Here is a 25,104-nt window from a genome sequence, read left to right on the forward strand (position 1 = left end):
GGCGCTTCGAGCACCAGGAGGACACGTGGCCGAGATCCGGCGGGCAGGTACCGTCGAAGAGGTGGTCGCCGCCCAGCACCTGTTCGACGGCCCGGCGCAACGGGCGGCGTCCGAGAAGTTCCTCGCGGCCGAGGAGAACCATCTCCTGATCGCCTACGAGGACGGCGTACCCGCGGGGATGATCACCGGCACCGAGGTGACGCATCCGGACAAGGGCACCGAGATGTTCCTCAACGAACTCGACGTCAGCCCGGACTACCAGCGGCGCGGGATCGGCCGTGACCTGGTCGACGCGCTGGCCGGGATCGCGCGGGAACGCGGCTGCCGCGGGATGTGGGTCGGGGTCGAAAGGGACAACGAGGCCGCGCTGGCGACCTACGCCTCGGCCGGGGCGTCGAACGACGGACCGTTCATCATGCGGTCGTGGACGTTCGACGACTGATGTCCTCCGGAATCGACGGCGACCGGACGGGGCTGTCCGGCCGCCGCTGGCTGCCCGGCGGCGAGCATCTCGTCGCCGTCGCGCGGGCCGAACTCCCGCAGAAGGACGGGCTCGCCGGGCCGTTCACCGCGCTGGCCGCCCTGCGCGCGGCGGGTTTCGACGTCGCGGGCCAGGACGAGGTCGCGGCGCTGGCGGGTACCACGCCGGAGGGTCTGTCGCGGGCGATCGGGACGCTGTCGGGCGGACGGCTCGCCGCGGTGTCCGCCACCGGGAACTGGGCGCCGCAATCGGTGTTCATGCTGCTGGCCGCGTTGTGGCGGCTGCCGAGGGTCGCGTTGATCGCGGAGGTCGACCCGGCCGAATTCGGTGCGCACGACACGCCGGTGCGAGCACTGCTCGACTACCTCGACACGGGTATCCCGCCGCTGTGGTCGTCCCGCTGGCGTCCGCCCGCCGGGCATTTCGTGCTGGCGACCGGGATGCGGATCGGCGCCGAAGGAACCTTGGTGTCCATCATGGACGGTTATCCGTCCTTGGGGGACAACGGATTGCACGACCAGCCGGTGGAATGGGTGGCCGCGGCGCTGAAGCGGATGCTGATCGTGGTGGACGACGCCGACGCCGAGGCCGCCGTCTCCGCGATCACGACGGCAGGTCTGTGGAGCTGACTTCGTCCTTCGCGAAGCGCGAATGCCCGCGCCCGTAGAAGACGTAGATCAGCAGGCCGAGCAACAGCCACGCGGCGAACCGCAGCCAGGTCATCACGTCCAGGTTCAGCATCAGATAGAAGCACGCCAGCGCGGCCGCGATGGGCAGGTAGGGCGAGAACGGCACGGTGAACGGGCGCTCCAGATCCGGACGGCGCTTGCGTAGCACCGGGACCGCCACCGCGACGATGATCATCGCCGACAGCGCGCCGATGCTGACCATGTCGGCGAGTTCGGAGATCGGCACGAAGGCGGCCAGCGCCGCGATCAGCACGGCACCGGCGACGGTCATCCGGTGCGGGGTGCCCCAGCGCGGATGCACCGTGCCGAACTTCTTCGGCAGCAGGCCGTCGCGGCCCATCGCGAACCCGATCCGGCCGATCGTCACCAGCTCCACCATCATCACCGATGTCAGCCCGGTGACCGCGCCGAGCGAGATCAGCGCGCCCACCCAGTGCTGCCCGACCCGGTCGAAGGCGTCGGCGAGCGGGGCGCCCGTGTCGATCTCGGCGAACGGCACCATCCCGGTCAGGACCAGTGAGACACCGATGTAGAGCAGCGCGCAGACCCCGAGCGCGCCGAGGATGCCGACCCGCAGATCGCGTTTCGGGTTCACGGTCTCCTCGCCCAGGTTGGCGAGCGCCTCGAAACCGGTGTAGGCGAAGAAGACGACAGCGGCGGCCGTCACCATTCCGGCGATTCCGTAGACGGACTGTTCGAGCCCGAGCGCGGCTTGCACGATCGGCTGATGCAGGGTGCTCGCCGTCTCCGTCGGTGCCTGCGCGGGCGGGATGAACGGCGTCAGGTTCTCGCCGCGGATGTAGAACACGCCGACCGCGAGGATCAGCACGCACACCGCGACCTTGACCAGCACGAGCAGATTCGTCACCCGCGCCGATTCCTTGATCCCGAGGACGGCGATCACGGTCAGCACGGCGATGATCGCGACAGCGCCGATGTTCACCTTCGCGTCTTCGCCGAACCAGTCGGGGGAGAGCCCCATCAGATTCGCGAGATAGCCGGACCACCCGCGTGACACGACGGCCGCGCCGAGGGCGAATTCCAGCAGCAGATCCCAGCCGATGATCCAGGCGAAAGTCTCGCCGAGGGTGGCGAAAGCGTAGGTGTAGGCGCTGCCCGCCGTCGGCACGCTGGAGGCGAGCTCGGCGTAACAGAGGGCGGCCATCCCGGCCACGACGGCGCCGAGCACGAACGAGAGCGTGACCGACGGGCCAGCGTGGGATTTCGCTTCGACCCCGGCGAGGGTGAAGATCCCGGTCCCGATGATGATGCCGACCCCGAAGCCGACCAGATCCCGCCCGTGCAGACGGCGTTTCAGCTCACCGGAATCCTGCCGTTTCAGGACCTCGTCCACGTCCAGAGTTCGCCGCATGAGAGGTCACGCTAGAAGAACACCGGCCACCTCGCAGATCGGTGCGGGTTCACCTCTCCAGCACGACGCCGTTCTCCTGCGCGAGGATCGCCGCCTGCACCCGCGACCGGAGGTCCAGCTTCGTCAGCACCCGCGAAACGTGTGTCTTCACCGTGGTCTCGCCGATGTGCAGCCGCGTGCCGATCTGCGCGTTCGACAGGCCGCCGCCCAGGCACGCCAGCACTTCACGCTCGCGTTCGGTCAGGTCTCCGAGCCCGGCGGGGACGAGGGAAGGCTCGCGCGTCCCCGCGGCGAAGGCGGCGATGAGCTTCCGCGTGACCTGCGGGGCGAGCACCCCTTCGCCCGCCGCGACCAGCTTCACCGCTTCGATCAGCCTCGCCGCCTCCACCGACTTCAGCAGGAACCCGGCCGCGCCCGCCCGCAGCGCGGCGTGGACGTACTCGTCGAGATCGAAGGTGGTCAGCACGAGGACTTCGCACAGGCCCTCCGCGGTCAGTTCCCGCGTGGCCGCGATGCCGTCGACGCCGGGCATGCGGACGTCCATCAGCACGACGTCCGGCTTCAGCGCCTTCGCCTGGCGGACGGCGGTGGCGCCGTCCGCGGCCTCGCCGACCACCTCGATACCCTCGGCGTTCCCGAGGATCATCATCAACCCGGCACGGATCGCGCCGTGGTCGTCGGCGACCAGGACTTTGACGGTCAAGACCCCTCCAGAGGCAGTTCGGCGCGGACCAGCCAGCCGCCGCCGGACGGCCCGGCGGCGAGGGTGCCGCCCACCGCGGCGGCGCGTTCCCGCATGTTCAGCAGACCGAGTCCGGTCCCGCCGTCGTCGAGGCGGCCCGGCTGAAGATCGTTGCGCACCTCGACGGTGAGTATGCCGCCGCGCGAGCGGATGTCGAGGACCGCGCGTCCGCCGGGGGCGTGTTTCACCGCGTTGGTCAGCGCTTCCTGCGCGATCCGGTACGCGGTCAGATCGACCGCGGCGGGCAGCGGGGACGACGGGTCCGGCACGGAACCGAGCTCGACCTCCAGCCCGCTCGCCCGCGCCGATTCGACCAGTTTGGACAGTTCGGCCAGCCGCGCGGGCGCCGTCGGCTCGATCTCGGTGTCCGCGCGCAGCAGCCCGATCATCGCGCGCATCTCGTCCAGCGCGCTCACACTGTTCTCCCGCACCGATTCCAGCACCTTCCTGGACAGCTTCGGGTCGGCGGTGGCCATCGACAACGCGGCCTCGGACTGGATCGCGATCGCCGAAAGATGCCCGGCGATGACGTCGTGCAGATCCCGCGCCATCTTCGAACGTTCCCCGGCGACGGCGGCCCTCCGGTCCAGTTCGCCGATCGTGGCCAGCTGGACCGCGTTCGCCCGTTCGTTCTCGGCGATGTCCCGCTGCTGCCGCACGTTCGCCGCCCACCACACCGGGGTGACGAGGAACGGCAGGAACGCGAACGCCACCAGGATCGCCGTCCGCCACTGCGAGGAGAGGACGAGCGCCAGGCAGATCACCGCGAGCGTCCCGATCGCGGCGATGCCGATCATCACCCTGCTCATCCGCCGCGAGCCGTAGAGCGTCGTCGCGTAGAGGAAGTCGGTGAAGACGACGAGGATCGGCAACGAGGGGCTGATCGCCACGTCGACGGCGACCACGACCAGCGCGCCGAGCAGCGCCCACGGGACCTTGCGGCGCAGCATCTCCAGCGCGCACAACGCGGTCAGCTCGGTCAGCCGGATCCACAGCGGCGTCGAGTCCGGGCCGTTGAGCAGCACCTGCGTGCCGCTGAGGTAGACCAGGACGCCGATGAGCCAGGTGCCGAGCGCGATGACGAGGTCCTGCTTCCACAGCGGAAGGTGATTCAGGCGCGGGACCAACGTGGGCACCACTCCATCCCAGCACACCGGGGCGGGCGGCGGGGTCCTACGAACTGATGACGATGATCTCCTGCCCTTCACCGACGCGCCGGACCGCTGTCGGGGGCGAAGCTCGGAGGGTGAACAAGATCTGGGACTTTTTCGCGGAGAATCCGATGGCGGCGGTGATAGCCGCGGGGGAGATCGGTTTCTGGGTCGCCATCGGAGCCGGCCTGCTGGCCCGTTACCTGCTCCGGCTCAAACGGACGAGCACCGTGCTGCTGGCCCTCACCCCGGTGATCGACATCGTGGTGCTGGTCGCGACGGTGCTCGACCTCCAAGGCGGCGGCAAGGCGAACTTCGTGCACGGCCTCGCCGCGGTGTATCTCGGCTTCAGCGTGGTGTTCGGGCCGTCGATGATCCGGTGGGCCGACGTGCGGTTCGCGCACCGGTTCGCGGGCGGGCCGCCCCCGCCGCCCAAGCCGAGGGGACGGGAGAAGGCCCGCGTCGAATGGCGTGAATGGGGCAAATGCGTACTGGCGTGCGGGATCGCCGCCGCCGTGCTGCTGGGGCTGATCTTCCTGGTGGGCGATGGCGAACAGGTCGCGCCGTTGTGGGGCTGGTTGCCGCGGCTGGGGGTCGCGACAGCCATCTGGTTCGCCACCGGGCCGCTGTGGCAGGAGCTTTCACCCAAGAACGACGACCGCGTTTCGGAAGGGACACGACGATGATCGAACTACTGGGGATCCTCCTGCTGGTGCAGGGCGGGGGAGGGCTGATCAACCGGCTGCTGGGCAGTACGAATCCGAGCTGGTTCGTCCAGCTCCACCTGCTTCCGCCGGGGATGCACGTGGTGGCGAGCGCGCTGATGGTGGCCGCCGGAGTGGGGTTGCTGTTCGCCGAGCGCGCCCGCAAGCAACGCCGACGCTCGTAGCGGGATTACCATGGGGCATGGCCACCGGGCCTGTCGCGCTGTACACCGTTGTCGCCGTGGCGCCGTCGGTTCTCTTCTGGTGCGCGCTGAAAGTGCCGGCCGTGGTGCGCCGGTGGCGGCGGCGCCGGGAACCGGAGGCGCCGGCCGGGCCGCCCATCGAGCAGCTCGCCGCCGATCTCCGCCGGGTGCACCGGCTGCTGGCGGAACTTCCGTCCGGCGCTTCCGCCGTCCGCCGGTACGGCACCAGACAGGCGTACGACGCGCTGCTCGTCCAGGCCTGCCGGGAGGTCGAGGTCGACCACCGGCTGGACGAGCTGCCGGAGGGCTTCGACCGCGCGATCGAACGGTTGCGCGTCGAGGAATCCCTGGCCGAGCGCGGGCTTTCGGTGTACTGACGCGGGTTTTGTATCGAATGTATACGCGTGGCCGGGAGGCTCGCGGACATGAAGAGGCTGGGACTTCTCGCTTCACTGCTGCTGGTGTTCGCGCTCATCCCCGGGGTCGCCTCCGCCGCGGCCGCCTTCCCGAAGATGGACGCGGCCACGGTCGACGGCTTCCGCTGGACGTCCGGTTCGTCCTTCGACACCTACGGCACCCGGATCGCCGCGCTGGAGAAACACCTCCCGCCGCGCGGTCTGCCGGAGATCCTGTCGTCGGCCAACCGGAAGGCGCGCCCGCTGTGCCATGGCACCTATCTCGCGGCGGCGCTGAAACCGGCGGGATTCTGCTGGGAGGACGCCAATGACGACAAGACCAACGACTGGATCCCGCAGGGGCTGACCGGTTCCGGGGACGCCGACGCGGCGACCGGGAAGGTCGGCGGGAAACGGGTCGTGGCGGCCTCCTGGCACACCCCCGGCGACACCATGGTCCGGCTGTCCTTTGTGGACGCCACCGGACTCGGCTACCGGCACGTGCTGCTCGTGGAACCGACGTCCAACGACAACTTCGCCGTCGTGCAGGGGCACGGGCACGGGATGACCTGGATCGGGAACCGGCTGTTCGTCGCGACCACCGGGGGAGTGGTGCGGGTCTTCGACACGACGCGCTTCTGGAAGGTCGACGACAGCTCCGGCGTCGTCGGGAAGGGCCCGGACGGCAAGTACCATGCGGCTTTCTACGACTACGCGATGCCGCAGATCGGCGCCTATTGGTATCCCGGCGGGGGGACCTGCACCAACGCCCCCGGGACGCGGCCGTGTCTCGCGACGATGTCCTTCGACCACAGCGACGGCTCGATCGTGACCTCGGAGCACATTCCGAAGGCCGCGGGCGGCCGGGTGCTGCGGTGGCCGTTCGACCGCGCGACCGGCCTGCCCAAGGTGTCGGCCGACGGGACCGTGCACGCGAAGGAAGGGTTCGTGTCGCCGGTGTGGGGCATGCAGGGAGCGGTGGCGCGCAACGGATATTTCGTGATGACCGGTGTCTGCCCCGAGTACGCCGGGGTGGCGGGCGACCATCCGTCGTGCCTGCACGGCGGGGTCGGCGGGACCTCGACGTCGCGGCTGAGCGGCAGGGCGCCGGTGAACTCCCAGAACCTGTCGTACTGGCCGGCGACGGGGGAGCTGTGGCTGATGAACGAGCAGCTCCGGGAGCGGGTGACGGTGCACGTGCCGTGGACGACCCTGACCGGCAGGCCCTGACACGGCACGCGAAAGTCCCTCAAGGAGGCCTTCACGGACCGGTTCGCGGTCAAGGGGCGAAGTCCCAGCGCGTGGCGCCGTGCGGTTCGGCGCCGGCCACGCCGATGGCGCGGCGCAGGGTGAGGCGGTACAGGTACCAGGGCGGCGGTCCCGCGCTGGGCGCGCTGAAGGGAGCCGTGAGCGCGTCGCCCTCCACCGACGCGGGCCAGCCGCCCGTCCGGTAGACCGCCGCCACCCGCCCCAGCGTCGCCGGGTCGGTGATCCGGTGCGCCTCACCCTCCATCGTGAGGTCGATTCCCCGCAGGCGCACCGAAACCGCGCACGCCGGGTTCGCGGCGAGGTTGCGGGACCGGCGGGTGCCCGGCCCGCCTTTGAAGTACAGGGCGTCGTCCACCCAGACGGCACCGACACCCGCCGAATGCGGGCGTCCGTCGGGGCGCACGGTCGTCACGAAGAAGGTCAGGTCGGCGGTGGGCGTGTCCTCGGCGAGGATTCCGCGCGGACGGCTCCACGGCAGCTCCGCGGAGCCGTAGCGGTCGAGGTTCTGGGTCGAAATCGGATTCGTCGTCATACCCACGCGTCGAACGGGCGAGCCGCGATTCGACACCGGACGCGAAAAACCCCGCCACCGAACGGTGACGGGGTCTTCCGCGAGCCTGGGATCAGTCCAGGTAGTCGCGCAGCACCTGCGAACGCGACGGGTGACGCAGCTTCGACATCGTCTTCGACTCGATCTGCCGGATGCGCTCACGGGTCACCCCGTACACCTGGCCGATTTCGTCGAGCGTGCGCGGCTGGCCGTCGGTGAGGCCGAACCGCAGCCGCACCACGCCCGCCTCACGTTCGGACAGCGTCTGCAGCACCGACTGGAGCTGGTCCTGCAACAGCGTGAACGACACCGCGTCGACCGCGACGACGGCCTCGGAGTCCTCGATGAAGTCACCGAGCTGCGAGTCGCCCTCGTCGCCGATGGTCTGGTCGAGCGAGATCGGCTCGCGGGCGTACTGCTGGATCTCGAGGACCTTCTCCGGGGAGATGTCCATTTCCTTCGCGAGCTCTTCGGGGGTGGGCTCGCGACCGAGGTCCTGCAGGAGTTCACGCTGTATGCGGCCGAGCTTGTTGATGACCTCGACCATGTGCACCGGGATACGGATGGTGCGGGCCTGGTCGGCCATCGCGCGGGTGATCGCCTGACGGATCCACCAGGTGGCGTACGTGGAGAACTTGTAGCCCTTGGTGTAGTCGAACTTCTCGACCGCGCGGATCAGACCGAGGTTGCCCTCCTGGATCAGGTCCAGGAACGCCATGCCACGGCCGGTGTAGCGCTTGGCGAGCGAGACCACGAGCCGGAGGTTCGCCTCCAGGAGGTGGTTCTTCGCCCGCTCACCGTCGCGCACGATCCACTTGAGGTCGCGCCGCATCTGGGTGACGAGTTTCTCGCCCTCCTCCTCGGCGTTGCGGACGCGTTCGGCGGCGTAGAGCCCGGCCTCGATGCGCTTGGCGAGCTCCACCTCCTCCTCCGCGTTCAGCAGGGCGACCTTGCCGATCTGCTTGAGGTACGCGCGGACCGAGTCGGCCGAAGCGGTGAGCTCGGCGTCCTTGCGGGCCTGGCGCAGCGCCTCGGACTCTTCCTCGTCCCAGACGAAGTCCGGGTTGTCGGAGGTCTTTCCGGCGTTCTTGTCGGCCGTCGTGCGGCGCCCGCGCGGGGGCGTCTCTTCGACGTCCTCCTCGGACTCCGCGTCCTCTTCCGTGTCCTCGGTGACCGTCGCGTCGACGACGTCCACCTCGACCTCTTCCAGGTCGGACAGATCCGGGGTTTCGAGGTCGGCTTCGTCGAGCTCTACCGGACCGTCTTCCGGATCGCCGTCTTCGGTCTTGGCACCCTTGGTGGTGGGTTTCTTGGCCGGAGCCTTCTTCGCCGGGGCCTTCTTCGCGCCTGTCGCCTTGGCGGCGGTCTTGCGCGCCGCGGGCTTCGCCGCGTCGGTGGCTGCCTCGTCGGCCGGCTCGCCGGCTGCGGTCGCTGTCTTCGTCCCGCTTCGGGTTGCGGTTCTTGCGGCTGCCACTTACGCCCTTTCGCAGCGGTCGATCATGACGAGCCGAGGCGTGATGGTCTCGGCTGCCTCAAACTTCGGGGAACACCCCTCGGCCTGCGGTTTCCCTCGTTCTCGTGGGTGCCGCCGCCGTGGGCCGTGTTCCATTGTAACGACGATACGTGACAGCGTCGCGGCGCGGACCACCACCCGGCGGGCGCGACACGCCGTGCGACCCGCCGAAGTGACATCCGTGGCGTGGATGTCAGCGCGATCGCGTCAGTGCTCGATGCCCTCCGCGGCGGCGGCCGCCGCGCCGACGATGCCCGCGTTGTTCTGCAAGGACGCGACGATCACCGGCGTGCGGATGTCCAGCAGCGGGACCCATTTGTGCGACTTCTTGCTGACCCCGCCGCCGACGATGAACAGATCCGGCCAGATCAGGTTTTCCAGCACGGAGAGATACCTGTTCACCCGTTCCGCCCATTCGGGATACGAGAGGTCCTCGTTGTCCTTCACCGACGCCGCGGCCTTCTTCTCCGCGTCGAAACCGTCGACCTCGATGTGGCCGAATTCGGTGTTGGGCACGAGCTTGCCGTCCTGGAAGACCGCGCTGCCGATGCCGGTGCCGAAGGTCAGCAGCGCCGTCACACCGCGTTTCGCGATCGGGTCGCCCCAGCGGATCTCGGCCATTCCGGCGGCGTCGGCGTCGTTGAGCATCGCGATGTCGTCCACACCGCGGCCGAGTCGTTTCGCGAACAGGGCGTCGGCGTCGGTGCCGATCCATTTACGGTCGATGTTCGCCGCGGTGCGCGCGACGCCCTTCTTGACCACCGCGGGCAGGGTGACGCCCACCGGGCCGTCCCAGCCCGCCTGGCCGGTGATCTCGGCGACGACGTCCGCCACCGCCTCCGGGGTCGACGGCTTCGGCGTGTCGATGCGGATCCGGTCGCCGATCAACCGTCCCTCCGCCAAATCGACCAGCGCGCCCTTGATCCCGCTGCCGCCGATGTCGATACCGAAACCTCGGGTCGCCTCCACCACGGACGTGGTCCCTTCTCGCACGATTCAGAAGCCTGCCTCGGAGACTTTAACCGGATGTGGTGACATGGCGGACGTGGGAGTTGACGAGACGTTGCTGAAGAGTGTCGCCGAGCGTGTCGCGGGCGAGGCCGCCGAACTGGTCCGCGAGGCCTGGACCGGGATGAACGCGGGGCGCGAGGTGCGAGTGGACACCAAGTCCGCCGACACCGACGTGGTGACCGCGGTGGACCACGAGTCGGAACGGCTGGTGCGCGCCCGGCTCGCCGAACTGCGGCCCGAAGACGCCGTGCTCGGCGAGGAGGGTGGCGGGGCCGCCGGCGACGGGGTGACCTGGGTGGTCGACCCGATCGACGGAACGGTGAACTTCCTCTACGGGCTGCCGTGGTTCGCCGTGTCGGTGGCCGCGCAGGTCGGCGGGGTGTCGGTGGCGGGCGCCGTCGTCGAACCGGTCAGCGGCCGCCGCTGGACCGCCGCGCGCGGGCAGGGTGCGTTCCTCGACGGGCGGCGGCTGTCGGTCAACGCCCCGCGGCGGCTCGAGCTGACCCTCGTCGGCACCGGGTTCGCCTACAAGGTCGAACGGCGGACGAAGCAGGCCCGGTTCGTCGCGGAACTGGCGACCAGGGTGCGGGACGTGCGGCGCAACGGGGCCGCCTCGCTCGATCTGTGCGCGGTCGCGGCGGGCTGGCTGGACGCCTACGTCGAACACGGTCTCGGGCACTGGGACTGGGCCGCGGGGGCGCTCATCGCCGCCGAGGCGGGTGCGCTGGTGTCGCTGCCGGGGGAGGACGCCGAACTGGGGCCGGACGCGACCTTCGCGGTGGCGCCGTCGATCGCGGCTCCGTTGCGTCAGGCGCTGGTCGACTCGGGCGTGGGCGCGATCTGAGAGGGTCCGGCACGCGCTATGAAGGACGCTTTCATTGCAAAATTTGCAATGAAAGCGTCCTTCATAGCGCTTGAGCGAGTCTCAGCAGGGAGCTTCGCGAGCGGCCTTCAGCAGCGTCTGGTCGATCACCGGGGCACCGCCGCCCGCCGACTGCTCACCGCCGCCGCTGCCCTGCTGCGCCTTCGACCACTGCGTGAGCTGGTCGAGCACCTGGCGCGCTTCCGCCTTCGGGCGGACGTCGCCGAGCAGGGTGCCGGTGGTGAACGTGACCGAAGCGTCCTTGCGGTTGTCCTTGACCAGTTCGGCGCACGGGACCACCAGGCTCAGCGTGCGAGCCGCGGCCGCGCCGTTCTCGCCGAAGCGGATCTGGCCACGGCATTTGGCTTCGGCGTTCTTGTAGGCCGGGTCGACGTCCGGCTCGAGCACCTGGGAGAAACCGAGTTCCCGGAGCGTGCTGGTGACGATGCCGCCTTGGCCGCGGACCTGGGATCCGTTGAGCACCTGGACGGCGACCTTGTCCGGCGGGACCGGCGCCCGGTCGTCGAGTCCGTTGTGCGCCAGCGGCGTGTAGGTGACACCTTGCTGCGGGACGGGCGGCGGATCGCAGCGGATCTTGGCATCGATGTCGGCGTTGCTCGCCACGACGTTCATCCAGACGATGACCGCGCCGAGTGCCATCACCCCGATGACGATGAGCGCGGGCAGCGGCTTGCGTTTGCGATACGGCCTCGCCCCGCGGTCCCCGATGCCGTTCCCCGACGCCACCTGCCAGTCCCTTCCCCAAAGCCCGGATCCCCGGACGGTGCTTCATCTCACCATCGTGTCCGATCAGCCTATGCGTTGTGACGAAGGTGATCGGCGCGGGCCTCCGGATAGCACCACGCGATGGCCACTCCGGGCAAGCAACCGAGCCCAAGGGGTGAGGTACCCGACGCGGGCACAACCCATTCGGACGACAGGCGTCTTGACAGCAGGGTTCCCCCTGTTGGGTGACGTAATCCCGGCAATGTCTGACTCGTTGCAGAGCCGGTATCGGCGTGAGCTACCCTTCGCGGGCTCAGGCGGCAGTAAGAGGCGCAAAAGAGAGACCTCGCTCACTGCCCAGCCGGGCACAAACAGGGGCGCTGGGACGTTAACCAGCGGCACGAAGGACTCACGAGCCGCGCGCTCGCGGGTCCGGGCCATCTGACATCGAAAGCATCGCAGGGGTGAGGGACAAATGGCGACCGACTACGACGCTCCGCGCCGCAGCGAAGCCGACGAGCTGGCCGAAGACTCGTTGGAAGAGCTCAAGGCACGGCGCAACGAAAACCAGTCCGGCGTCGTGGACGTCGACGAGGACGCGACCGCCGAGAACTTCGAGCTGCCGGGCGCGGACCTCTCCGGACTTTCCGGGGAGGACCTGACCGTCAAGGTCGTGCCCAAGCAGGCCGACGAGTTCACCTGCTCCGTCTGCTTCCTGGTGCACCACCGCAGCAGGCTTGCGGAAGAGAGTGGCGGACGGCTCATCTGCCGCGACTGCGCCTGAGCCTACGGGCACAGGGGACGGCGCGACAGGGGTTTCGGGGTTCGAACAGGAATAAGGGGGCCGGCCGAGTGGCCGGCCCCCTTTCCTGTGTCCAGGAGTTCGAACCTATGCCTGGGACTTCGAGGCGGTCTGCCGCAGCAGCGCGGCCACCTTCTCCGGGTGCCGGGTGCTGAACAGCCAGTACGGCGTCGGATCTTCGGGGTCGGTGAGCCAGACCCGCACGACCGGGCCGACCCAGCCCCGGTGCAGCACGAAGGCCGCCGGATCGGCGTCGCGGCCGAGCGCCTTGCGCTTCGCTTCCTTGTCGATGACGTCGACGTCGCCGACGAACTTGAGCGGCAGATGCGCGTCGCGCAGCCACAGCTCCGGCTCGGCGCCACCGGTCACCCGGACGCGGGACCGGCCGAGCGAAACCATCAGCGCGATCACCGCGGGGATCAGCACCACGTACGGCAGCCAGCCACGGAGCCCCGGGTAGCCCATGTCGATCTCCGCCGCCAGCAGCCCGCCGCCCAGCAGCGGCAACGGCCAGCCCCACCACGGGACGTAGAGCCGCTCTGAATGCTTGACGGCGCCGCCTTCGGCCGTGTTCACGCTTTCACCCACGCCTTCAGGGTAGTCTCGCCGCCCGTGTCCACCGTTCAGGTACTGCTTTCCCGGATCGATCCTTCGGTCCCACTCCCCGCCTACGCGCGCCCCGGCGACGCGGGCGCCGACCTCGTCACCACCTCGGATCTCGTGCTCGCGCCCGGCGAACGCGGCGTCGTCGGAACCGGCGTCGCGATCGCGCTGCCGCCCGGGTACGCGGGCTTCGTCCACCCGCGCTCGGGTCTCGCCGCCCGCGTCGGCCTCTCGGTCGTCAACACCCCGGGCACCATCGACTCCGGGTACCGCGGTGAGATCCGCGTCTGCCTGATCAACCATGATCTCTCCGAGAAGGTCGTGCTCACCCGCGGCGACCGGATCGCGCAGCTGGTCGTGCAACGGGTCGAACAGGCCGAATTCGTCGAGGTCGCCGAACTCGAGCCGTCCGAGCGCGGCGAGGGAGGGTATGGCTCCACGGGCGGACACGCCACACTGGGAGCCGGAGCCAGGGAAGGAACGGAGAACTAGTGGGGATTTTCGGACGCAAGCGCGAGGCCAAGCCGAGCGGACGGCACGCCGCGCCCGAGGTCGAAGACCGTCCCGGTGACGACAGCGCCGACGAGATCGAGCCGCAGCTGTCGGAGACTTCCGACGGCCCCTTCGACCTCGCCGACGCGCCCGAGGACGGCATCCCGAGGATCGACCTCGGTTCGGTGAAGGTGCCGGTACCCGACGGCTCCCAGGTCCAGGTCGAGATGGACCCGGAGAGCGGCGGCGTCCGCGCGGTGCACGTCGTCACCGAACAGGGCCAGATCACCGTGAGCGGCTACGCGGCGCCTCGGTCCGGCGGCCTGTGGAAGGACGTCAGCACCGAACTCACCGAGCAACTGCGCGCCGACGGCGCCAAGGTCTCGGTCGGCATGGGGGAATGGGGACTGGAGCTGTCCGCGATCGTCGGCGACGTCGCACTGCGGTTCGTCGGGGTCGACGGCCCCCGCTGGATGCTCCGCGGCGTCATCGCCGGCCCGCAGTCGCAGGCGTCCCAGGCGCCCGCGGTACTGCGCGAGATCGTGCGGCACACCATCGTCGACCGCGGCGACGCGCCGATGCCGGTCCGCACCCCGCTCACCATCACGCTGCCCGACGCCGTCGCGCAGCACATCGCCGAGCAGAGCTAGCCTTTTTATCGCGCGCTGACGTAAACGTGCCGAAGGGGCGCCGGGCCGCTTGCAACTCGGGTTGGGAGCGGAGGGCGCCCCTTCATCACGTTTCCGTGGGCCTTCGGCCCGAAAGAGGGCGCGCGACGGGTGAAGTCTCCGTCGGGCGCGGGGCGCCCTTTGGGAGACCGTTCGGTGCTGTCGCCCCGGGCCGGGAATTCTGGGCGGGGTGGGTTCGGTGAGCGTGTGGTGCCGGAGTGGGCTAGTGGGTCTGGGCGGCGGTTAGCCAGGCTTGGACGGTTGTGCGGCCCAGGGATTCCCGGTCGGCGCCGAGGGCGGTGAGGGTCGACTCTCCGACTTCGGCGCGCGGGAGGGCGTCCGCCCAGGCGTGCGCCACCGCCGCCGGGTGGATCGGGTCGTCCACGCACGCGCCGATCCCCGCGGGCACGTCGAGGCCTTTCAGGTCTTCGAGGGTCGGGGCCGCGTGGGACGCCGCCGTCCGCAGGCTCGCCGCGAGGCCGTCGCCATGTCGCCGCCACGCGCGGCCGAGTTCCGCCGAGAGCCAGCCGGGGACGCCGTCCGCCGATTTCGCCAGCGCGCCGTCGACCCCGTTTTCGGCCACCAGATCCGCTGACAGCCGCGCGGCGAGCGACGCGGGTGCTTGTCCGGCGGGGCCGTTCCAAGCCGGGAGCGCGGCCAGCAGGCCGGTGCAGCGGCCCGGATTGCGGGCCGCCCACTCCGCCGACAGATGCGCGCCGAACGAGATGCCGCCGACGAGCAGCGGACCGTGCTCGCCGGACAGCCTGTCCAGCTCCTCGAGATAACCGTCCGCGAGACGGCCGCCCGCGGGCGGGGGCGGGGCGAGCAGCCGGATGCCGAGGGCCCGCAGCGGGCCGGAGAACACGCTGCGCACGAACACTTCGTCGGACCCGGTGCCGGGGAGTACTACTGCCGTCGTAGGCGGAATAGCGGAGGTCACGTTGCAATCTTCTCCTGAACCCGTTGTCCTGGTCCGAGCACAGTTACGCTGGAATACGCACGGGCCGTTCAAGTCGGGGGCCCCGGAGCACAGGAGCACCGTTATGTCCGCCAAAGACGGCGGCTACTTCAGCCGGCTGGTCCGCAAGCTGACCAGCGACGTCGAGGATCTCGACGCCGACGACCTGTCCGAAAAATCCGAGGCCGGCGGAGCGCAGCGCGCCTGCGACTGCCGGTCGGGTCAAGAGGTGACGGTGCTCGGGAGACTCCGCAGCGTGGAGCTCTGCCCGACCAACGAGGCCGCGACGCTGCAGGCCGAGCTGTTCGACGGCACACAGGGTGTGACGCTAATCTGGCTCGGACGCCGCCGGATCCCCGGAATCGAACCCGGGCGAACCATCAAGGTGCGCGGCCGGATGGCCGAACGTGATGGTCAGAAGGTGCTGTACAACCCCTATTACGAACTTCAGAGCCCTGTGAGTTGATCCCGCATCGTGAGTGAACCCGCCGGCGGCGAGCAGAAGACCGACGACAAGAAGCCCCAGCCCACCCTGTTGGAACAGATGGGCGGGCTGTCAGGACTGTTCTATTCCTCGCTGCCGGTCATCGTGTTCGTGATCGCGAACGCCATCTTCGGGCTCACGGTGGGCATCTGGGCCGCGGTGGGCAGCGCGGTGGCGATCACCGTGCTGCGGATCGTGCGCAAGGAGCCGCTCCAGCCCGCCATCTCCGGATTCTTCGGGGTGGCGATCGCGGCGTTCATCGCCTACCGGACCGGATCGGCCAAGGGCTTCTTCCTGTTCGGCATTTGGACGAGCCTGGTCTACTGCGGCGTCTTCGTGCTGTCGATCGTCGTCCGCTGGCCGCTCGCCGGGGTGGTGTGGAACGCGCTCAACGGCACCGGCCACGCCTGGCGCAAGGACAAGAAGTCCCTGGTCGCCTATTCGATCGCGACCGGCGCCATGGCGCTGATCTTCGGCGCCCGGTTCGTCGTGCAGCGCTGGCTGTACGACGAGGACTACACCGGCTGGCTGGCCTTCGCCAAGATCGCGATGGGATACCCGCTGTACGCGCTGGGCCTGCTCACCGTCGTGTGGGCGGTGCGGCGGTCGGACAAACACCTCAAGGCGCAGGCCGAAGAGGCCCCGAAGGAAGAGACCGACGCCGAGGTCGAGGCTCGCCTGCGCGAGAAGTACGCGCAGGCGCCCGGGGTGGAAAGCTAGCCCCGCCCGTCAAGCCCCGGCTGGAATGAAGGGGCCTTTCATCGCAAATTTTGCAATGAAAGGCCCCTTCATTGCACAGGTCGGGGGCGTGAAAGGGCCGTTCAGTAACCCAGCGCGGTCCGTATCTCCGGCTCCACGTCCGAGGTCGCCACGAACAGCAGCTCGTCACCCGGCTCGAGCGGATCCTCCGGCTGCGGCACGATCACCCGGTCTCCGCGCAGGATCGTCACCAGCGCCGCGTCACGCGGCAGGTTGAGCTCGCTGACCGCCTTGCCCGCCAGCGGCGTCTCCTCCGGGAGGGTGAGTTCGACGAGGTTCGCCTGGCTCTGCCGGAACGTCATCAGCCGCACCAGATCGCCGACGCTCACCGCCTCCTCGACCATCGCCGCGAGCATCCGCGGGGTCGACACGGCGACATCGACCCCCCAGGCGTCGTTGAACAGCCATTCGTTGGCCGGGTTGTTCACCCGCGCCACCACCCGGCGCACCGCGAACTCGGTCTTCGCCAGCAGCGACACCACCAGGTTCGCCTTGTCGTCGCCGGTCGCGGCGATCACGACGTCGCACTCCTCGATCCCGGACTCCTCCAGGATCGACACCTCGCACGCGTCGCCCAGCACCCAGTCCGCCTGCTCCACGGTGTGCGGCTCGAACTGGTCGGCCTCACGTTCGATGAGCATCACCTGGTGCCGCCCGTCGATCAGCTCCGCGGCGATCGACCGGCCCACCGCGCCGGCCCCGGCAATCGCGACCCGCATCAGTTCTCCTCTTCCGGTTCGCGAGCGGCGACGGTGGTCACGTCGCTGACAGTGCCCGATTTCGCGGCGACGTACACGACGTCGTCGGCCTGGATCACGGCCTTGGTGTCGGGCAGCACGGCGGTGCCGAACCGCATCATGAACGCGACCCGGGCGCCGGTGGTGTCCTGCAGTTCACGCACGCTGCGCCCGATCCATCCCTCGTGCAACGGGAGCTGCAGGAGCGCGACGCTGCCGGACGGGTCTCGCCATTCGGAGGCGACGCCGTCGGGAAGCAGGGTGCGCAGGAACCGGTCGGTCGTCCACGGCACGGTCGCCACGGTCGGGATGCCGAGCCGCTCGTAGACCGCCGCGCGCTTGTGGTCGTAGATCCTGGCGACGACCTTGTCGATGCCGAAGTTCTCCCTGGCCACGCGTGCCGAGATGATGTTGGAGTTGTCGCCGCTGGACACCGCCGCGAAGGCCCCCGCGCGTTCGATCCCGGCCTCGGTCAGCACCTGCCGGTCGAAGCCGACGCCGACCACCTGCTGACCGTGGAAATCACTGCCGAGCCGCCGGAACGCCTGCCTGCTCTTGTCGATGACAGCGACCTCGTGCCCCAGCCGCTCCAGCGCCGCGGCCAGGGATGCGCCGACCCGGCCGCATCCCATGATCACCACGTGCACGCACTGCCTCCTTAGTCAGCGAACGTTTCACCCGTCCGCAGGTACCCAGACACACCAGCGCCGAACCTACCGTGAGGGCCGCCCGTTACCTCCACCGTCCTCCCCTCCACCACCCTCAACGGAGACGCTGCGCGCCGCCGTTACTCTTCTGTGGTGTCGAAGTTCCCGACCGTATTGAAGCGGCTCGTCCTCGGACGTCCATTCCGGAGTGACCGCCTCTCGCATACGCTCCTGCCGAAGCGCATCGCGCTGCCGATTTTCGCGTCCGACGCGTTGTCGAGCGTCGCCTACGCGCCTGAGGAAATCTTTCTGACCCTCAGCGTCGCGGGCCTGTCCGCGTACGCCTTCGCGCCGTGGATCGGCGTCGCCGTCGCCCTCGTCATGCTGGTCGTGGTCGCCTCCTACCGGCAGAACGTGCACGCCTATCCCAGCGGCGGCGGTGACTACGAAGTCGCCAATACCAACCTCGGCGGCAAATTCGGGCTCACCGTCGCGAGCGCCCTGCTGGTGGACTACGTGCTCACCGTGGCGGTTTCGACGTCGTCCGGGGTGGCGAACATCGGTTCCGCCATTCCGTGGGTGGCGCAGCACAAGGTGATCGCCGCGGTCGTCATCGTGGTCGTGCTGACCGCGCTGAACCTGCGCGGAGTGCGCGAATCGGGCAAAACGTTCGCGATCCCGGTCTACGGTTTCATCATCGGCATCCTCGGCATGGTGATCTGGGGCCTGATCGAGGCGGCCTCCGGCGCCGACATGCGGGCCGAGAGCGCGGATTTCCAATTGCACGAAGAAGCCTCTTTGACCGGTTTCGCCTTCTTCTTCCTGCTGCTGCGGACGTTCTCCTCCGGTGCGGCGGCGCTGACCGGGGTCGAGGCGATCAGCAACGGTGTCCCTGCGTTCCAGAAGCCGAAATCGAAGAACGCGGCGACCACCCTCCTGCTGATGGGAGTGCTCGCGGTGACGATGCTGGTCGGCATCATCACGCTGGCGATCATCACCGACGTCAAATTCGCCGAGCACCCGGAAACGCAGCTCACCGGCACTCCGGCGGGCTACGAGCAGAAGACGATCGTCGCGCAGATCGCGCAGGCGGTGTTCTCCGACTTCACGCCCGCGTTCTACTACATCTCCTTCGCCACCGGCATCATCCTGCTGCTGGCCGCGAACACCGCGTTCAACGGCTTCCCGGTGCTCGGCTCGATCCTCGCCCAGGACCGCTACCTGCCGCGCCAGCTGCACACCAGGGGCGACAGGCTGGCCTTCTCCAACGGCATCCTGTTCCTTTCGGCGTTCGCCCTGGTGCTGATCATCGCCTTCGACGCCGAGGTCACGAAGCTCATCCAGCTCTACATCGTGGGTGTGTTCGTCTCGTTCACGATCAGCCAAGCGGGCATGCTCCGGCACTGGAACCGGTTGCTGGCCAGGGAGACCGATCCGGCGGTGCGGCGGCGGATGCGGCGATCGCAGACGGTCAACGCGATCGGTCTCACCATGACCGGCACCGTGCTGATCATCGTGCTGGTCACGAAGTTCCTGCTCGGCGCCTGGATCGCGATCGCGGCCATGGTGGCGATCTACATCCTGATGACCGCGATCCGGAAGCATTACGACCGGGTCGCGGAGGAATTGCGCGAGATGGACCGCAAGCCGACCGTATTGCCTTCGCGCAACCACGCGATCGTGCTGATTTCGAAACTGCACCTGCCGACCCTGCGCGCGCTGTCCTACGCCAAGGCCGTGCGGCCGGACGTCCTCGAAGCGGTCACGGTGAACGTCGACGACATCGAGACGCGCAAACTCGTCCAGGAATGGGACGACCACAATTTCAAGGTGCCGCTGAAGGTGATCGAATCGCCGTACCGCGAGATCACGAAACCCGTGCTGGACTACGTGAAGCGCGTCCGCGGCGACAATCCGCGCAACGTGGTGACCGTGTTCATCCCCGAATACGTGGTCGGGCACTGGTGGGAGCAGGTGCTGCACAACCAGAGCGCGCTGCGCCTCAAGGGGCGGCTCCTGTTCCAGCCCGGTGTCATGGTGACGAGCGTGCCGTGGCAGCTCGAATCGTCGGAAAAGGCGATCAAACGCGACCGGAAGGCGCGGCCGGCGGCAGGCGACGTGCGGCGTGGATTCTCCCCCGTGGTCAAGCAGACCGAAAAAACGAAGGACGAGGAAAAATCAGAATGAGTGTGGACGCGTCGACCGGCACCTGGCTCGGACGAACGATCGAGCTGGAGGTCGGCGCGGTCGCCCACGGCGGGCACTGCGTCGCGCGGGCGGAAGGGCGGGTCGTGTTCGTGCGGCACGCGCTGCCCGGCGAGCGGGTCCTCGCCTCGGTCACCGACGACAAGGGCGGGTCGTTCTGCCGTGCCGACGCGATCGAGGTCCTGGAGGCATCCCCGGAACGGGTGGAGCCGCCGTGCCCGCTCGCGGCGCCGGGGGAGTGCGGTGGTTGCGACTGGCAGCACGCCGCTCCCGGTTATCAGCGTGAACTCAAGGCCGCGGTCGTCGCGGAACAGCTGAAGCGGCTGGCCGGGATCGAGCGCGACGTCGTCGTCGAAGCGCTCGACGGTGGCCCGCTGGACTGGCGCAGCCGCGTCCGGCTCGTCGCGGGCAAGGACGGCAAGGCGGGTTTCCGGGCGCACCACAGTCACCGCGTGATCGCCATCGACGACTGCCCGATCACCGTCCCCGGCGCGCTCGACGACGTCGTGTCGCGGAACTGGCGCCCCGGCAGTGAAATCGAGGTCACCAAGGACGGCGCGGGGCACGTGCACGTCCGCGACCTGTCAACGGTCCACGGGAAGACCAAGTCACGGCAGCTGGCGGGCGGTCTCGCCGTCCAGCGCGCCGCCGGCCGCGACTGGCGCCTCGACGCCCACGGCTTCTGGCAGGTCCACCCGGCCGCTGCCGACACGCTCGCCGCCGTCGTCGCGGAATGGGCCGAGGCGCCGCGCGACGGCGTGGCCTGGGACTTGTACGCCGGCGTCGGCCTCTTCGCGTCGGTGCTCGCCGAGCAGGTCGGCCCTGGTGGCCGCGTGCTCGCCATCGAATCCGGCCGTCGTGCCGTCGCCGACGGCGAGGAGAACCTGGCCGACCTCCCGCAGGTCCGCTGGCGCTCCGGCCGCGTCGAGCACCTGCTGGCCGATGCCCCGAAACCGGTCGACGTCGTCGTCCTTGACCCGCCGCGCAAGGGTGCGGGCAAGGCCGTCGTCGAGTCCATTGTGGAAGGCTCACCCGACAGGATCGTCTACGTGGCGTGCGACCCGGCCGCCTTGGCCCGCGACATCGCGCTGTTCGCGGGGCACGGATACGGGCTGGTGGACCTGCGTGCTTTCGACGCTTTCCCGATGACGCACCACGTCGAATGCGTTGCGTTGCTGCAATAACGGCTTATCGGTAATCCGTCGGAATGGATTGACCTCGTTCGGCTTGTCCTGGCGTCGAAGTGCTCGCTAACTTGAGTTCCATTCGACGCGAACGGAATTCCGAATCATGGATTATCTTACTTCGGTATGTGGTGATTGTGACGGTAAAGGCTGTGCCGGCTGCGACGGGCACGGCACGATCACCATCGTGGAGGACTGACAAATGGAACCGTCAGTTCTTCCTCCCGGTGTCACCGCACAGGAGATCAGTTACCGCAACGGCCGGAAACAGGTCATCTACACGGCGCCGTATCCATCAGAGGGGCCGGTGCTCGCGCGGGATCTGCTGGGCAGGCAGGCATGGATGTTCATGTACGCGCATTTCGTCTTCACCTGGGTGGAGGGCGCGGTACAGGTGCAGGTCGCTCACGGAACGCTGAGCGGGCCGAATATGCCGTTGTGGAAAGGAGTCAGCATTTCGGCGTACTGGTCGGGTCCGGCGCTGGCGGAATTCGGGCAGGCGTGGGCGCTACAGCAGATGACCGGAAATCGGGGCACCCCGGCCGTCGTCTCTATTTGAGGCTTCGGTTCCCGCTTGTCATAAGTACACCCAGGCTCAGCGTTTCAGTGTGAAAGTGAAGTCCCCGGAAATCTTTCCGCGCAACCGTGCCGCCGAAACCCTCGGCGATCAGCCGGTGCTCACAGGGTGTACAACGGCAGGCCCTCGGGCTCGACGACGTGGTCCGGCAGCACGTTAATGGCCCGAGAGCGGCCGCTCCACCGGTTTTCCGGGCAAAGCGAAGGCCCCCTCCAGCCGGAGGGGGCCTCACTCAAGCGAGCCCTAGGAGCGCGCGTCCTCCTTCAGCATGTCCGCGCACTTCTCACCGATCGCCATCGTCGTGATGCACGGGTTGACCGCGACCAGGAACGGCATCGCCGAACCGTCCGCGACGCGCAGGCCTTCGACACCTCGCACCCGCAGCCGCGCGTCCAGTACGGCCAGCGGATCCCCGTCGCCGCCCATTTTCGCGGTGCACGAGGGGTGGTAGACCGTATTGTGCGTCTTGCGCAGGTAGTCGGCGATCTCGTCGTCGGTCCTGACGTCCTTGCCGGGCGCCAGTTCCGTGCCCGCCCATTCGTCCAGTGCGGGCTGTTCGGCGATCTTGCGCGCCAGTTTGATGCCGTAGGTCATCACGCGTATGTCGTGCTCGTCGGTGAAGTAGCGCGGGTCCACCTTCGGCTTGTCCCGATAGTCCCGGCTGCGCAGCCGCACGGTGCCGGTCGACCGTGACCGGGTGACGTTCGGGGTCAGGCAGAAGCCGTTCTCCGTGGAGGGATAGCCCTGCCGGAGGGTGTTCATGTCGAACGGCACCGAGCCGTAGTGGAACATCAGGTCCGGCCGGTCGAGCCCTTCCTCGGTGGTGGTGAAGATGCCGATCTCCCACCATTGCGTGGACTCGGTCGTCATCGGCTGCAGGGCATCCCACTGGATGACGCCTTCGGGGTGATCCTGCAGGTTCTCGCCGACGCCGGGGGAGTCGACCAAGACGTCGACACCGACCTCGCGCAGATGCTCGGCGGGGCCGATTCCCGACAGCATCAGGAGTTTCGGGGTGTCGATCGCGCCGGAGGACAGGATGACCTCGCGCCTCGCGCGCAGCGGGACACCGTGGATCAGGTCGTCGGCCAGGTATTCCGCGCCGGTGCAGCGTTTGCCGTCGAACAGCAGCCGCCGGACGCGGGCGCCGGTGATGATCTCCAGGTTCGGCCGCTTGCCGATGATCGGGTGCAGATACGACACGGAGGCAGACGAGCGGGTGCCGTCCTCGCGCGCGTTGATCTGGAACCAGTTCGCCCCGTGCGTCACGGTCTTGCCCGAGTTGAACTCGGTCCTCGGGATGCCCGCCTGCTCGCAGGCCTGAAGCAGCGCGACGCCGGTCGGGTCGTTCGGCGGCACCGAGCGGATCGTCACCGGGCCGGAGCGGCCGTGGTGGTCACCGGGGCCGTCGTTGGTCTCGAGACGCTTGTAGAGCGGGAAAACATCCTTCGAAGACCAGCCGGACAGGCCGAGCGACGCCCATTCGTCGAGGTCTTCCGCCGGCGCCCAGAACGCGATGCACGAGTTGTGCGACGAACAGCCGCCGAGCACCCGCGCGCGGGCGTGGCGCAGGAAGGAGTTGCCGGACTCCTGCGGTTCGACCAGGTAGTCCCAGTCGTAGCCGGATTCCAGCAGTGCCATCCACTTCGTCAGTTCCAGCACCGCCGGATCGTCCACATCGGACGGTCCGGCCTCCAGGAGCGCCACGGTGACGTCCGGGTCTTCCGAGAGTCTCGCCGCGACCACCGAACCCGCCGTCCCGCCGCCGACGACGATGTAGTCGAACTCTCCGGTCACTGTGCTGCCTCCTCGGGAAGTGCTTCCGCGGCGTGATCGGCCAGGACGCCGCTCTTGTGCCGCAGGACGAACCAGTAATACGCGAAACCGACGACGGCCACCGCGCCGACGAACAGCACGGCCCCCCATTCGAGGTACCAGTGATACGGCTCGGTCGCGTTGTAGACCTCTCGCCGCGGCCAGGCCAGGTTCACCACGATCGCGCCGCCCCACAGCACGCCGAGGATGTTGACCGGCAGCCCCAGTTTTCCGAGCGAGAAGTACTTGGTGCCCGCCACCTTCGGCGGCGGCCATTGCCCGCGCAGGCGTTTGACCAGCATCGGCACGGTGACCAGCAGGTACGCCAGGTAGATCATGATGATGCCGATACTGGTGATCACCGTGAAGATCTGCGGCTGGCCGACGTTGACCACCAGGATCAGCACCGCGATCACCCCGGAGACGATCGCGGGGATCACGGGCGTCTTCGTCTTCGGCGACACCCGCGCCAGATGCTTCCCGGCGGGCAGGTTGTTGTCGCGGCCCATCGCGAACATCATCCGGATCGCCGCCGACTGCACGGCCAGGTTGCACACGGTGATCGCGATGACGACCGCCAGCAGGAAGATCGTGCCGATCGTGCTGCCGAGGACGTCGAGCACGATGAACTGGAGCCCGCCGGTCGCGATCTGCGGGTTGTTGATGTCACCGACGGCCATCAGCGCCAGGATGAGGATCAGCCCGCCGATGACGAACGACGCGATCAGCGCGCGCAGGATCGCCTTGGGCGCGTTCTTGCGCGGGTCGTGGGATTCCTCGCCGAGCGAGCTGGCGGTGTCGAAGCCGTACATGACGTAGGTCGACGCGAGCGAGGCGACCAGGAACGCCCCGAAGTACCCCCACGGCTGGTCGGCGCCGGTGTTGTTGGTCTGCATGACGACCTCGGGGCCGCGCGTGATGTTCACCGCGAGCGCGACGATCAGCAGGACCGCGGCGATCAGCTCGATGAACACCCCGGCGCTGTTGATCCGCGCCATCAGTTTGACGCCCCAGGCGTTCACCAGCGTGGTGAACAGGATCAGGACGGTGCCGAGGATGACCGCGTTCACCGCGCTGTCGCCGGAGAAGGAGAAGAACGACGAGATCTGCGGGAGCGTGATCTGATACGCCAGCGCGACCGCGGCGATGCTGACGATCGAGGCGGTCAGCATCATCCACCCGGCCAGCCAGGCGACGTGCGGGCTGCCGAGCCGTTTCGACCAGTTGTAGATCGAGCCGGCGACCGGATAGTGGGCGGCCAGTTCGGCGAACGACAACGCCACCATCAGCTGGCCGACGAACACCATCGGCCACGACCACCAGTACGCCGGCCCGCCGAAGCTGAAGCCGAAGTAGAACAGCTGGAAGGTCCCCGTCAGGATCGAGATGTAGCTGATCCCGGCGGCGAAGGTGTGGAAATTGCCGAGCGTTCTTTCGAGTTCCTGTTTGTAGCCGAAACCGGCGAGGCCGTCGTCGGAAGGATTGCTCATCGGCAATTTTCCCCT

General features: G+C 68.6%; 28 protein-coding genes. 15 read left to right on the top strand and 13 right to left on the bottom strand.

Annotated elements, in window-relative coordinates; genetic code table 11:
* Nucleotides 1-25 precede the first annotated feature (25 nt).
* Both DL991_RS01700 and DL991_RS01705 read left to right on the top strand, forming a co-directional pair.
* The gene (locus DL991_RS01700; RefSeq protein ID WP_125780242.1) at nt 26-442 is read left to right on the top strand and encodes a GNAT family N-acetyltransferase; all 417 of its coding nucleotides are present in this window, start codon (nt 26-28) and stop codon (nt 440-442) included.
* Nucleotides 442-1,110, top strand: a complete 669-nt coding sequence (locus DL991_RS01705) for a hypothetical protein (protein ID WP_125780417.1) — start codon at nt 442-444, stop codon at nt 1,108-1,110. The genes DL991_RS01700 and DL991_RS01705 overlap by 1 nt, the downstream gene beginning before the upstream one ends.
* Here DL991_RS01705 and DL991_RS01710 read toward each other — a convergent pair.
* The 3 genes from DL991_RS01710 to DL991_RS01720 all read right to left on the bottom strand — a co-directional run bounded on the left by DL991_RS01710 (nt 1,085) and on the right by DL991_RS01720 (nt 4,420).
* On the bottom strand, nt 1,085-2,524 hold the full coding sequence (locus DL991_RS01710) for an APC family permease (RefSeq protein WP_125780415.1): 1,440 nt from the start codon (nt 2,522-2,524) through the stop codon (nt 1,085-1,087). The genes DL991_RS01705 and DL991_RS01710 overlap by 26 nt on opposite strands.
* 67 nt (nt 2,525-2,591) lie before the next feature.
* Complete coding sequence (locus DL991_RS01715) at nt 2,592-3,245, bottom strand: response regulator transcription factor (protein WP_125780244.1); 654 nt, start codon at nt 3,243-3,245, stop codon at nt 2,592-2,594.
* A complete protein-coding gene (locus DL991_RS01720) occupies nt 3,242-4,420 on the bottom strand; it encodes a sensor histidine kinase (protein ID WP_125780246.1) in 1,179 nt (392 codons plus the stop codon). Before DL991_RS01720 ends, DL991_RS01715 begins: the two co-directional genes overlap by 4 nt.
* Nucleotides 4,421-4,530: 110 nt before the next feature.
* On the opposite strand from DL991_RS01720, the gene DL991_RS01725 reads away from it, so the two are divergent.
* The 4 genes from DL991_RS01725 to DL991_RS01740 are packed head-to-tail and all read left to right on the top strand — an operon-like array spanning nt 4,531 to nt 6,967.
* Entirely contained in the window at nt 4,531-5,121 is a 591-nt protein-coding gene (locus tag DL991_RS01725; RefSeq protein ID WP_125780248.1) for a hypothetical protein, read from the top strand.
* The gene (locus DL991_RS01730; RefSeq protein ID WP_125780250.1) at nt 5,118-5,324 is read left to right on the top strand and encodes a hypothetical protein; all 207 of its coding nucleotides are present in this window, start codon (nt 5,118-5,120) and stop codon (nt 5,322-5,324) included. The genes DL991_RS01725 and DL991_RS01730 overlap by 4 nt, the downstream gene beginning before the upstream one ends.
* 17 nt (nt 5,325-5,341) lie before the next feature.
* Complete coding sequence (locus tag DL991_RS01735) at nt 5,342-5,719, top strand: hypothetical protein (protein ID WP_125780252.1); 378 nt, start codon at nt 5,342-5,344, stop codon at nt 5,717-5,719.
* Nucleotides 5,720-5,767: 48 nt separating this feature from the next.
* Complete coding sequence (locus DL991_RS01740) at nt 5,768-6,967, top strand: hypothetical protein (protein ID WP_233598636.1); 1,200 nt, start codon at nt 5,768-5,770, stop codon at nt 6,965-6,967.
* 49 nt (nt 6,968-7,016) lie between these two features.
* Here DL991_RS01740 and DL991_RS01745 read toward each other — a convergent pair whose 3' ends face one another.
* From DL991_RS01745 to ppgK, 3 genes are all read right to left on the bottom strand, one after another.
* Nucleotides 7,017-7,538, bottom strand: coding sequence for a pyridoxamine 5'-phosphate oxidase family protein (locus tag DL991_RS01745; RefSeq protein ID WP_125780255.1), 522 nt, complete (start codon nt 7,536-7,538; stop codon nt 7,017-7,019).
* Nucleotides 7,539-7,629: 91 nt separating this feature from the next.
* A complete protein-coding gene (locus DL991_RS01750; protein WP_125780257.1) occupies nt 7,630-9,030 on the bottom strand; it encodes an RNA polymerase sigma factor in 1,401 nt (466 codons plus the stop codon).
* A 246-nt stretch (nt 9,031-9,276) separates the two neighbouring features.
* The gene (ppgK, locus tag DL991_RS01755) at nt 9,277-10,038 is read right to left on the bottom strand and encodes a polyphosphate--glucose phosphotransferase (protein ID WP_199746348.1); all 762 of its coding nucleotides are present in this window, start codon (nt 10,036-10,038) and stop codon (nt 9,277-9,279) included.
* A 67-nt stretch (nt 10,039-10,105) separates the two neighbouring features.
* On the opposite strand from ppgK, the gene DL991_RS01760 reads away from it, so the two are divergent.
* Complete coding sequence (locus DL991_RS01760) at nt 10,106-10,924, top strand: inositol monophosphatase family protein (RefSeq protein WP_125780259.1); 819 nt, start codon at nt 10,106-10,108, stop codon at nt 10,922-10,924.
* A gap of 81 nt (nt 10,925-11,005) precedes the next feature.
* Here the strand turns inward: DL991_RS01760 and cei are convergent, their stop codons facing one another.
* Complete coding sequence (gene cei, locus DL991_RS01765; RefSeq protein WP_125780261.1) at nt 11,006-11,689, bottom strand: envelope integrity protein Cei; 684 nt, start codon at nt 11,687-11,689, stop codon at nt 11,006-11,008.
* 454 nt (nt 11,690-12,143) lie between these two features.
* Here cei and DL991_RS01770 point away from each other — a divergent pair, with 454 nt between their 5' ends.
* Nucleotides 12,144-12,452, top strand: coding sequence for a DUF4193 domain-containing protein (locus tag DL991_RS01770; protein ID WP_005164528.1), 309 nt, complete (start codon nt 12,144-12,146; stop codon nt 12,450-12,452).
* 105 nt (nt 12,453-12,557) lie between these two features.
* Here the strand turns inward: DL991_RS01770 and DL991_RS01775 are convergent, their stop codons facing one another.
* Entirely contained in the window at nt 12,558-13,058 is a 501-nt protein-coding gene (locus tag DL991_RS01775; protein WP_199746297.1) for a DUF3093 domain-containing protein, read from the bottom strand.
* 24 nt (nt 13,059-13,082) lie between these two features.
* Here DL991_RS01775 and dut point away from each other — a divergent pair, with 24 nt between their 5' ends.
* Complete coding sequence (gene dut, locus DL991_RS01780; protein WP_007033571.1) at nt 13,083-13,565, top strand: dUTP diphosphatase; 483 nt, start codon at nt 13,083-13,085, stop codon at nt 13,563-13,565.
* Nucleotides 13,565-14,215, top strand: a complete 651-nt coding sequence (locus tag DL991_RS01785; RefSeq protein ID WP_125780263.1) for a DUF3710 domain-containing protein — start codon at nt 13,565-13,567, stop codon at nt 14,213-14,215. Before dut ends, DL991_RS01785 begins: the two co-directional genes overlap by 1 nt.
* A gap of 241 nt (nt 14,216-14,456) precedes the next feature.
* On the opposite strand, the gene DL991_RS01790 is transcribed toward DL991_RS01785, so the two are convergent.
* Nucleotides 14,457-15,173 (bottom strand): alpha/beta hydrolase, encoded by a 717-nt coding sequence (locus tag DL991_RS01790; RefSeq protein WP_233598637.1) that lies wholly within the window; start codon nt 15,171-15,173, stop codon nt 14,457-14,459.
* Between the two features lie 103 nt (nt 15,174-15,276).
* Between DL991_RS01790 and DL991_RS01795 the strand changes: the two genes are divergently transcribed.
* Both DL991_RS01795 and DL991_RS01800 read left to right on the top strand, forming a co-directional pair.
* Nucleotides 15,277-15,657, top strand: coding sequence for an OB-fold nucleic acid binding domain-containing protein (locus tag DL991_RS01795; protein WP_034316985.1), 381 nt, complete (start codon nt 15,277-15,279; stop codon nt 15,655-15,657).
* Nucleotides 15,658-15,666: 9 nt separating this feature from the next.
* The gene (locus DL991_RS01800; RefSeq protein WP_125780265.1) at nt 15,667-16,395 is read left to right on the top strand and encodes a DUF3159 domain-containing protein; all 729 of its coding nucleotides are present in this window, start codon (nt 15,667-15,669) and stop codon (nt 16,393-16,395) included.
* 101 nt (nt 16,396-16,496) lie between these two features.
* Here the strand turns inward: DL991_RS01800 and DL991_RS01805 are convergent, their stop codons facing one another.
* Both DL991_RS01805 and DL991_RS01810 read right to left on the bottom strand, forming a co-directional pair.
* On the bottom strand, nt 16,497-17,153 hold the full coding sequence (locus DL991_RS01805) for a TrkA family potassium uptake protein (protein WP_125780267.1): 657 nt from the start codon (nt 17,151-17,153) through the stop codon (nt 16,497-16,499).
* Complete coding sequence (locus tag DL991_RS01810) at nt 17,153-17,818, bottom strand: TrkA family potassium uptake protein (protein WP_125780269.1); 666 nt, start codon at nt 17,816-17,818, stop codon at nt 17,153-17,155. Before DL991_RS01810 ends, DL991_RS01805 begins: the two co-directional genes overlap by 1 nt.
* Nucleotides 17,819-17,971: 153 nt before the next feature.
* On the opposite strand from DL991_RS01810, the gene DL991_RS01815 reads away from it, so the two are divergent.
* From DL991_RS01815 to DL991_RS01825, 3 genes are all read left to right on the top strand, one after another.
* Entirely contained in the window at nt 17,972-20,005 is a 2,034-nt protein-coding gene (locus DL991_RS01815; RefSeq protein ID WP_199753783.1) for an APC family permease, read from the top strand.
* Nucleotides 20,002-21,207 carry a class I SAM-dependent RNA methyltransferase gene (locus tag DL991_RS01820; protein WP_125780273.1) on the top strand — a complete coding sequence of 402 codons (1,206 nt, stop codon included), beginning with the start codon at nt 20,002-20,004 and terminating at the stop codon, nt 21,205-21,207. Before DL991_RS01815 ends, DL991_RS01820 begins: the two co-directional genes overlap by 4 nt.
* Nucleotides 21,208-21,409: 202 nt before the next feature.
* Entirely contained in the window at nt 21,410-21,766 is a 357-nt protein-coding gene (locus tag DL991_RS01825; RefSeq protein WP_125780275.1) for a hypothetical protein, read from the top strand.
* A gap of 261 nt (nt 21,767-22,027) precedes the next feature.
* Here DL991_RS01825 and DL991_RS01830 read toward each other — a convergent pair whose 3' ends face one another.
* Together DL991_RS01830 and DL991_RS01835 are read right to left on the bottom strand one after the other, a co-directional pair.
* A complete protein-coding gene (locus DL991_RS01830) occupies nt 22,028-23,581 on the bottom strand; it encodes a GMC family oxidoreductase (RefSeq protein WP_125780277.1) in 1,554 nt (517 codons plus the stop codon).
* Complete coding sequence (locus DL991_RS01835) at nt 23,578-25,089, bottom strand: APC family permease (RefSeq protein WP_125780279.1); 1,512 nt, start codon at nt 25,087-25,089, stop codon at nt 23,578-23,580. Before DL991_RS01835 ends, DL991_RS01830 begins: the two co-directional genes overlap by 4 nt.
* Between the last annotated feature and the right edge of the window lie 15 nt (nt 25,090-25,104).

It is taken from the genome of Amycolatopsis sp. WAC 01375 (assembly GCF_003947325.1).
Lineage (GTDB): Bacteria > Actinomycetota > Actinomycetes > Mycobacteriales > Pseudonocardiaceae > Amycolatopsis.

What these genes read in the sequence shown, in the direction of transcription:
- DL991_RS01705 (WP_125780417.1), top strand. Translation starts at nt 442, where the DNA reads ATGTCCTCCGGAATCGACGGCGACCGGACGGGGCTGTCCGGCCGCCGC.
- DL991_RS01730 (WP_125780250.1), top strand. Translation starts at nt 5,118, where the DNA reads ATGATCGAACTACTGGGGATCCTCCTGCTGGTGCAGGGCGGGGGAGGG.
- DL991_RS01735 (WP_125780252.1), top strand. Translation starts at nt 5,342, where the DNA reads ATGGCCACCGGGCCTGTCGCGCTGTACACCGTTGTCGCCGTGGCGCCG.
- DL991_RS01740 (WP_233598636.1), top strand. Translation starts at nt 5,768, where the DNA reads ATGAAGAGGCTGGGACTTCTCGCTTCACTGCTGCTGGTGTTCGCGCTC.
- DL991_RS01745 (WP_125780255.1), bottom strand. Translation starts at nt 7,538, where the DNA reads ATGACGACGAATCCGATTTCGACCCAGAACCTCGACCGCTACGGCTCC.
- DL991_RS01760 (WP_125780259.1), top strand. Translation starts at nt 10,106, where the DNA reads ATGGCGGACGTGGGAGTTGACGAGACGTTGCTGAAGAGTGTCGCCGAG.
- DL991_RS01770 (WP_005164528.1), top strand. Translation starts at nt 12,144, where the DNA reads ATGGCGACCGACTACGACGCTCCGCGCCGCAGCGAAGCCGACGAGCTG.
- DL991_RS01795 (WP_034316985.1), top strand. Translation starts at nt 15,277, where the DNA reads ATGTCCGCCAAAGACGGCGGCTACTTCAGCCGGCTGGTCCGCAAGCTG.
- DL991_RS01805 (WP_125780267.1), bottom strand. Translation starts at nt 17,153, where the DNA reads ATGCGGGTCGCGATTGCCGGGGCCGGCGCGGTGGGCCGGTCGATCGCC.
- DL991_RS01820 (WP_125780273.1), top strand. Translation starts at nt 20,002, where the DNA reads ATGAGTGTGGACGCGTCGACCGGCACCTGGCTCGGACGAACGATCGAG.
- DL991_RS01825 (WP_125780275.1), top strand. Translation starts at nt 21,410, where the DNA reads ATGGAACCGTCAGTTCTTCCTCCCGGTGTCACCGCACAGGAGATCAGT.
- DL991_RS01835 (WP_125780279.1), bottom strand. Translation starts at nt 25,089, where the DNA reads ATGAGCAATCCTTCCGACGACGGCCTCGCCGGTTTCGGCTACAAACAG.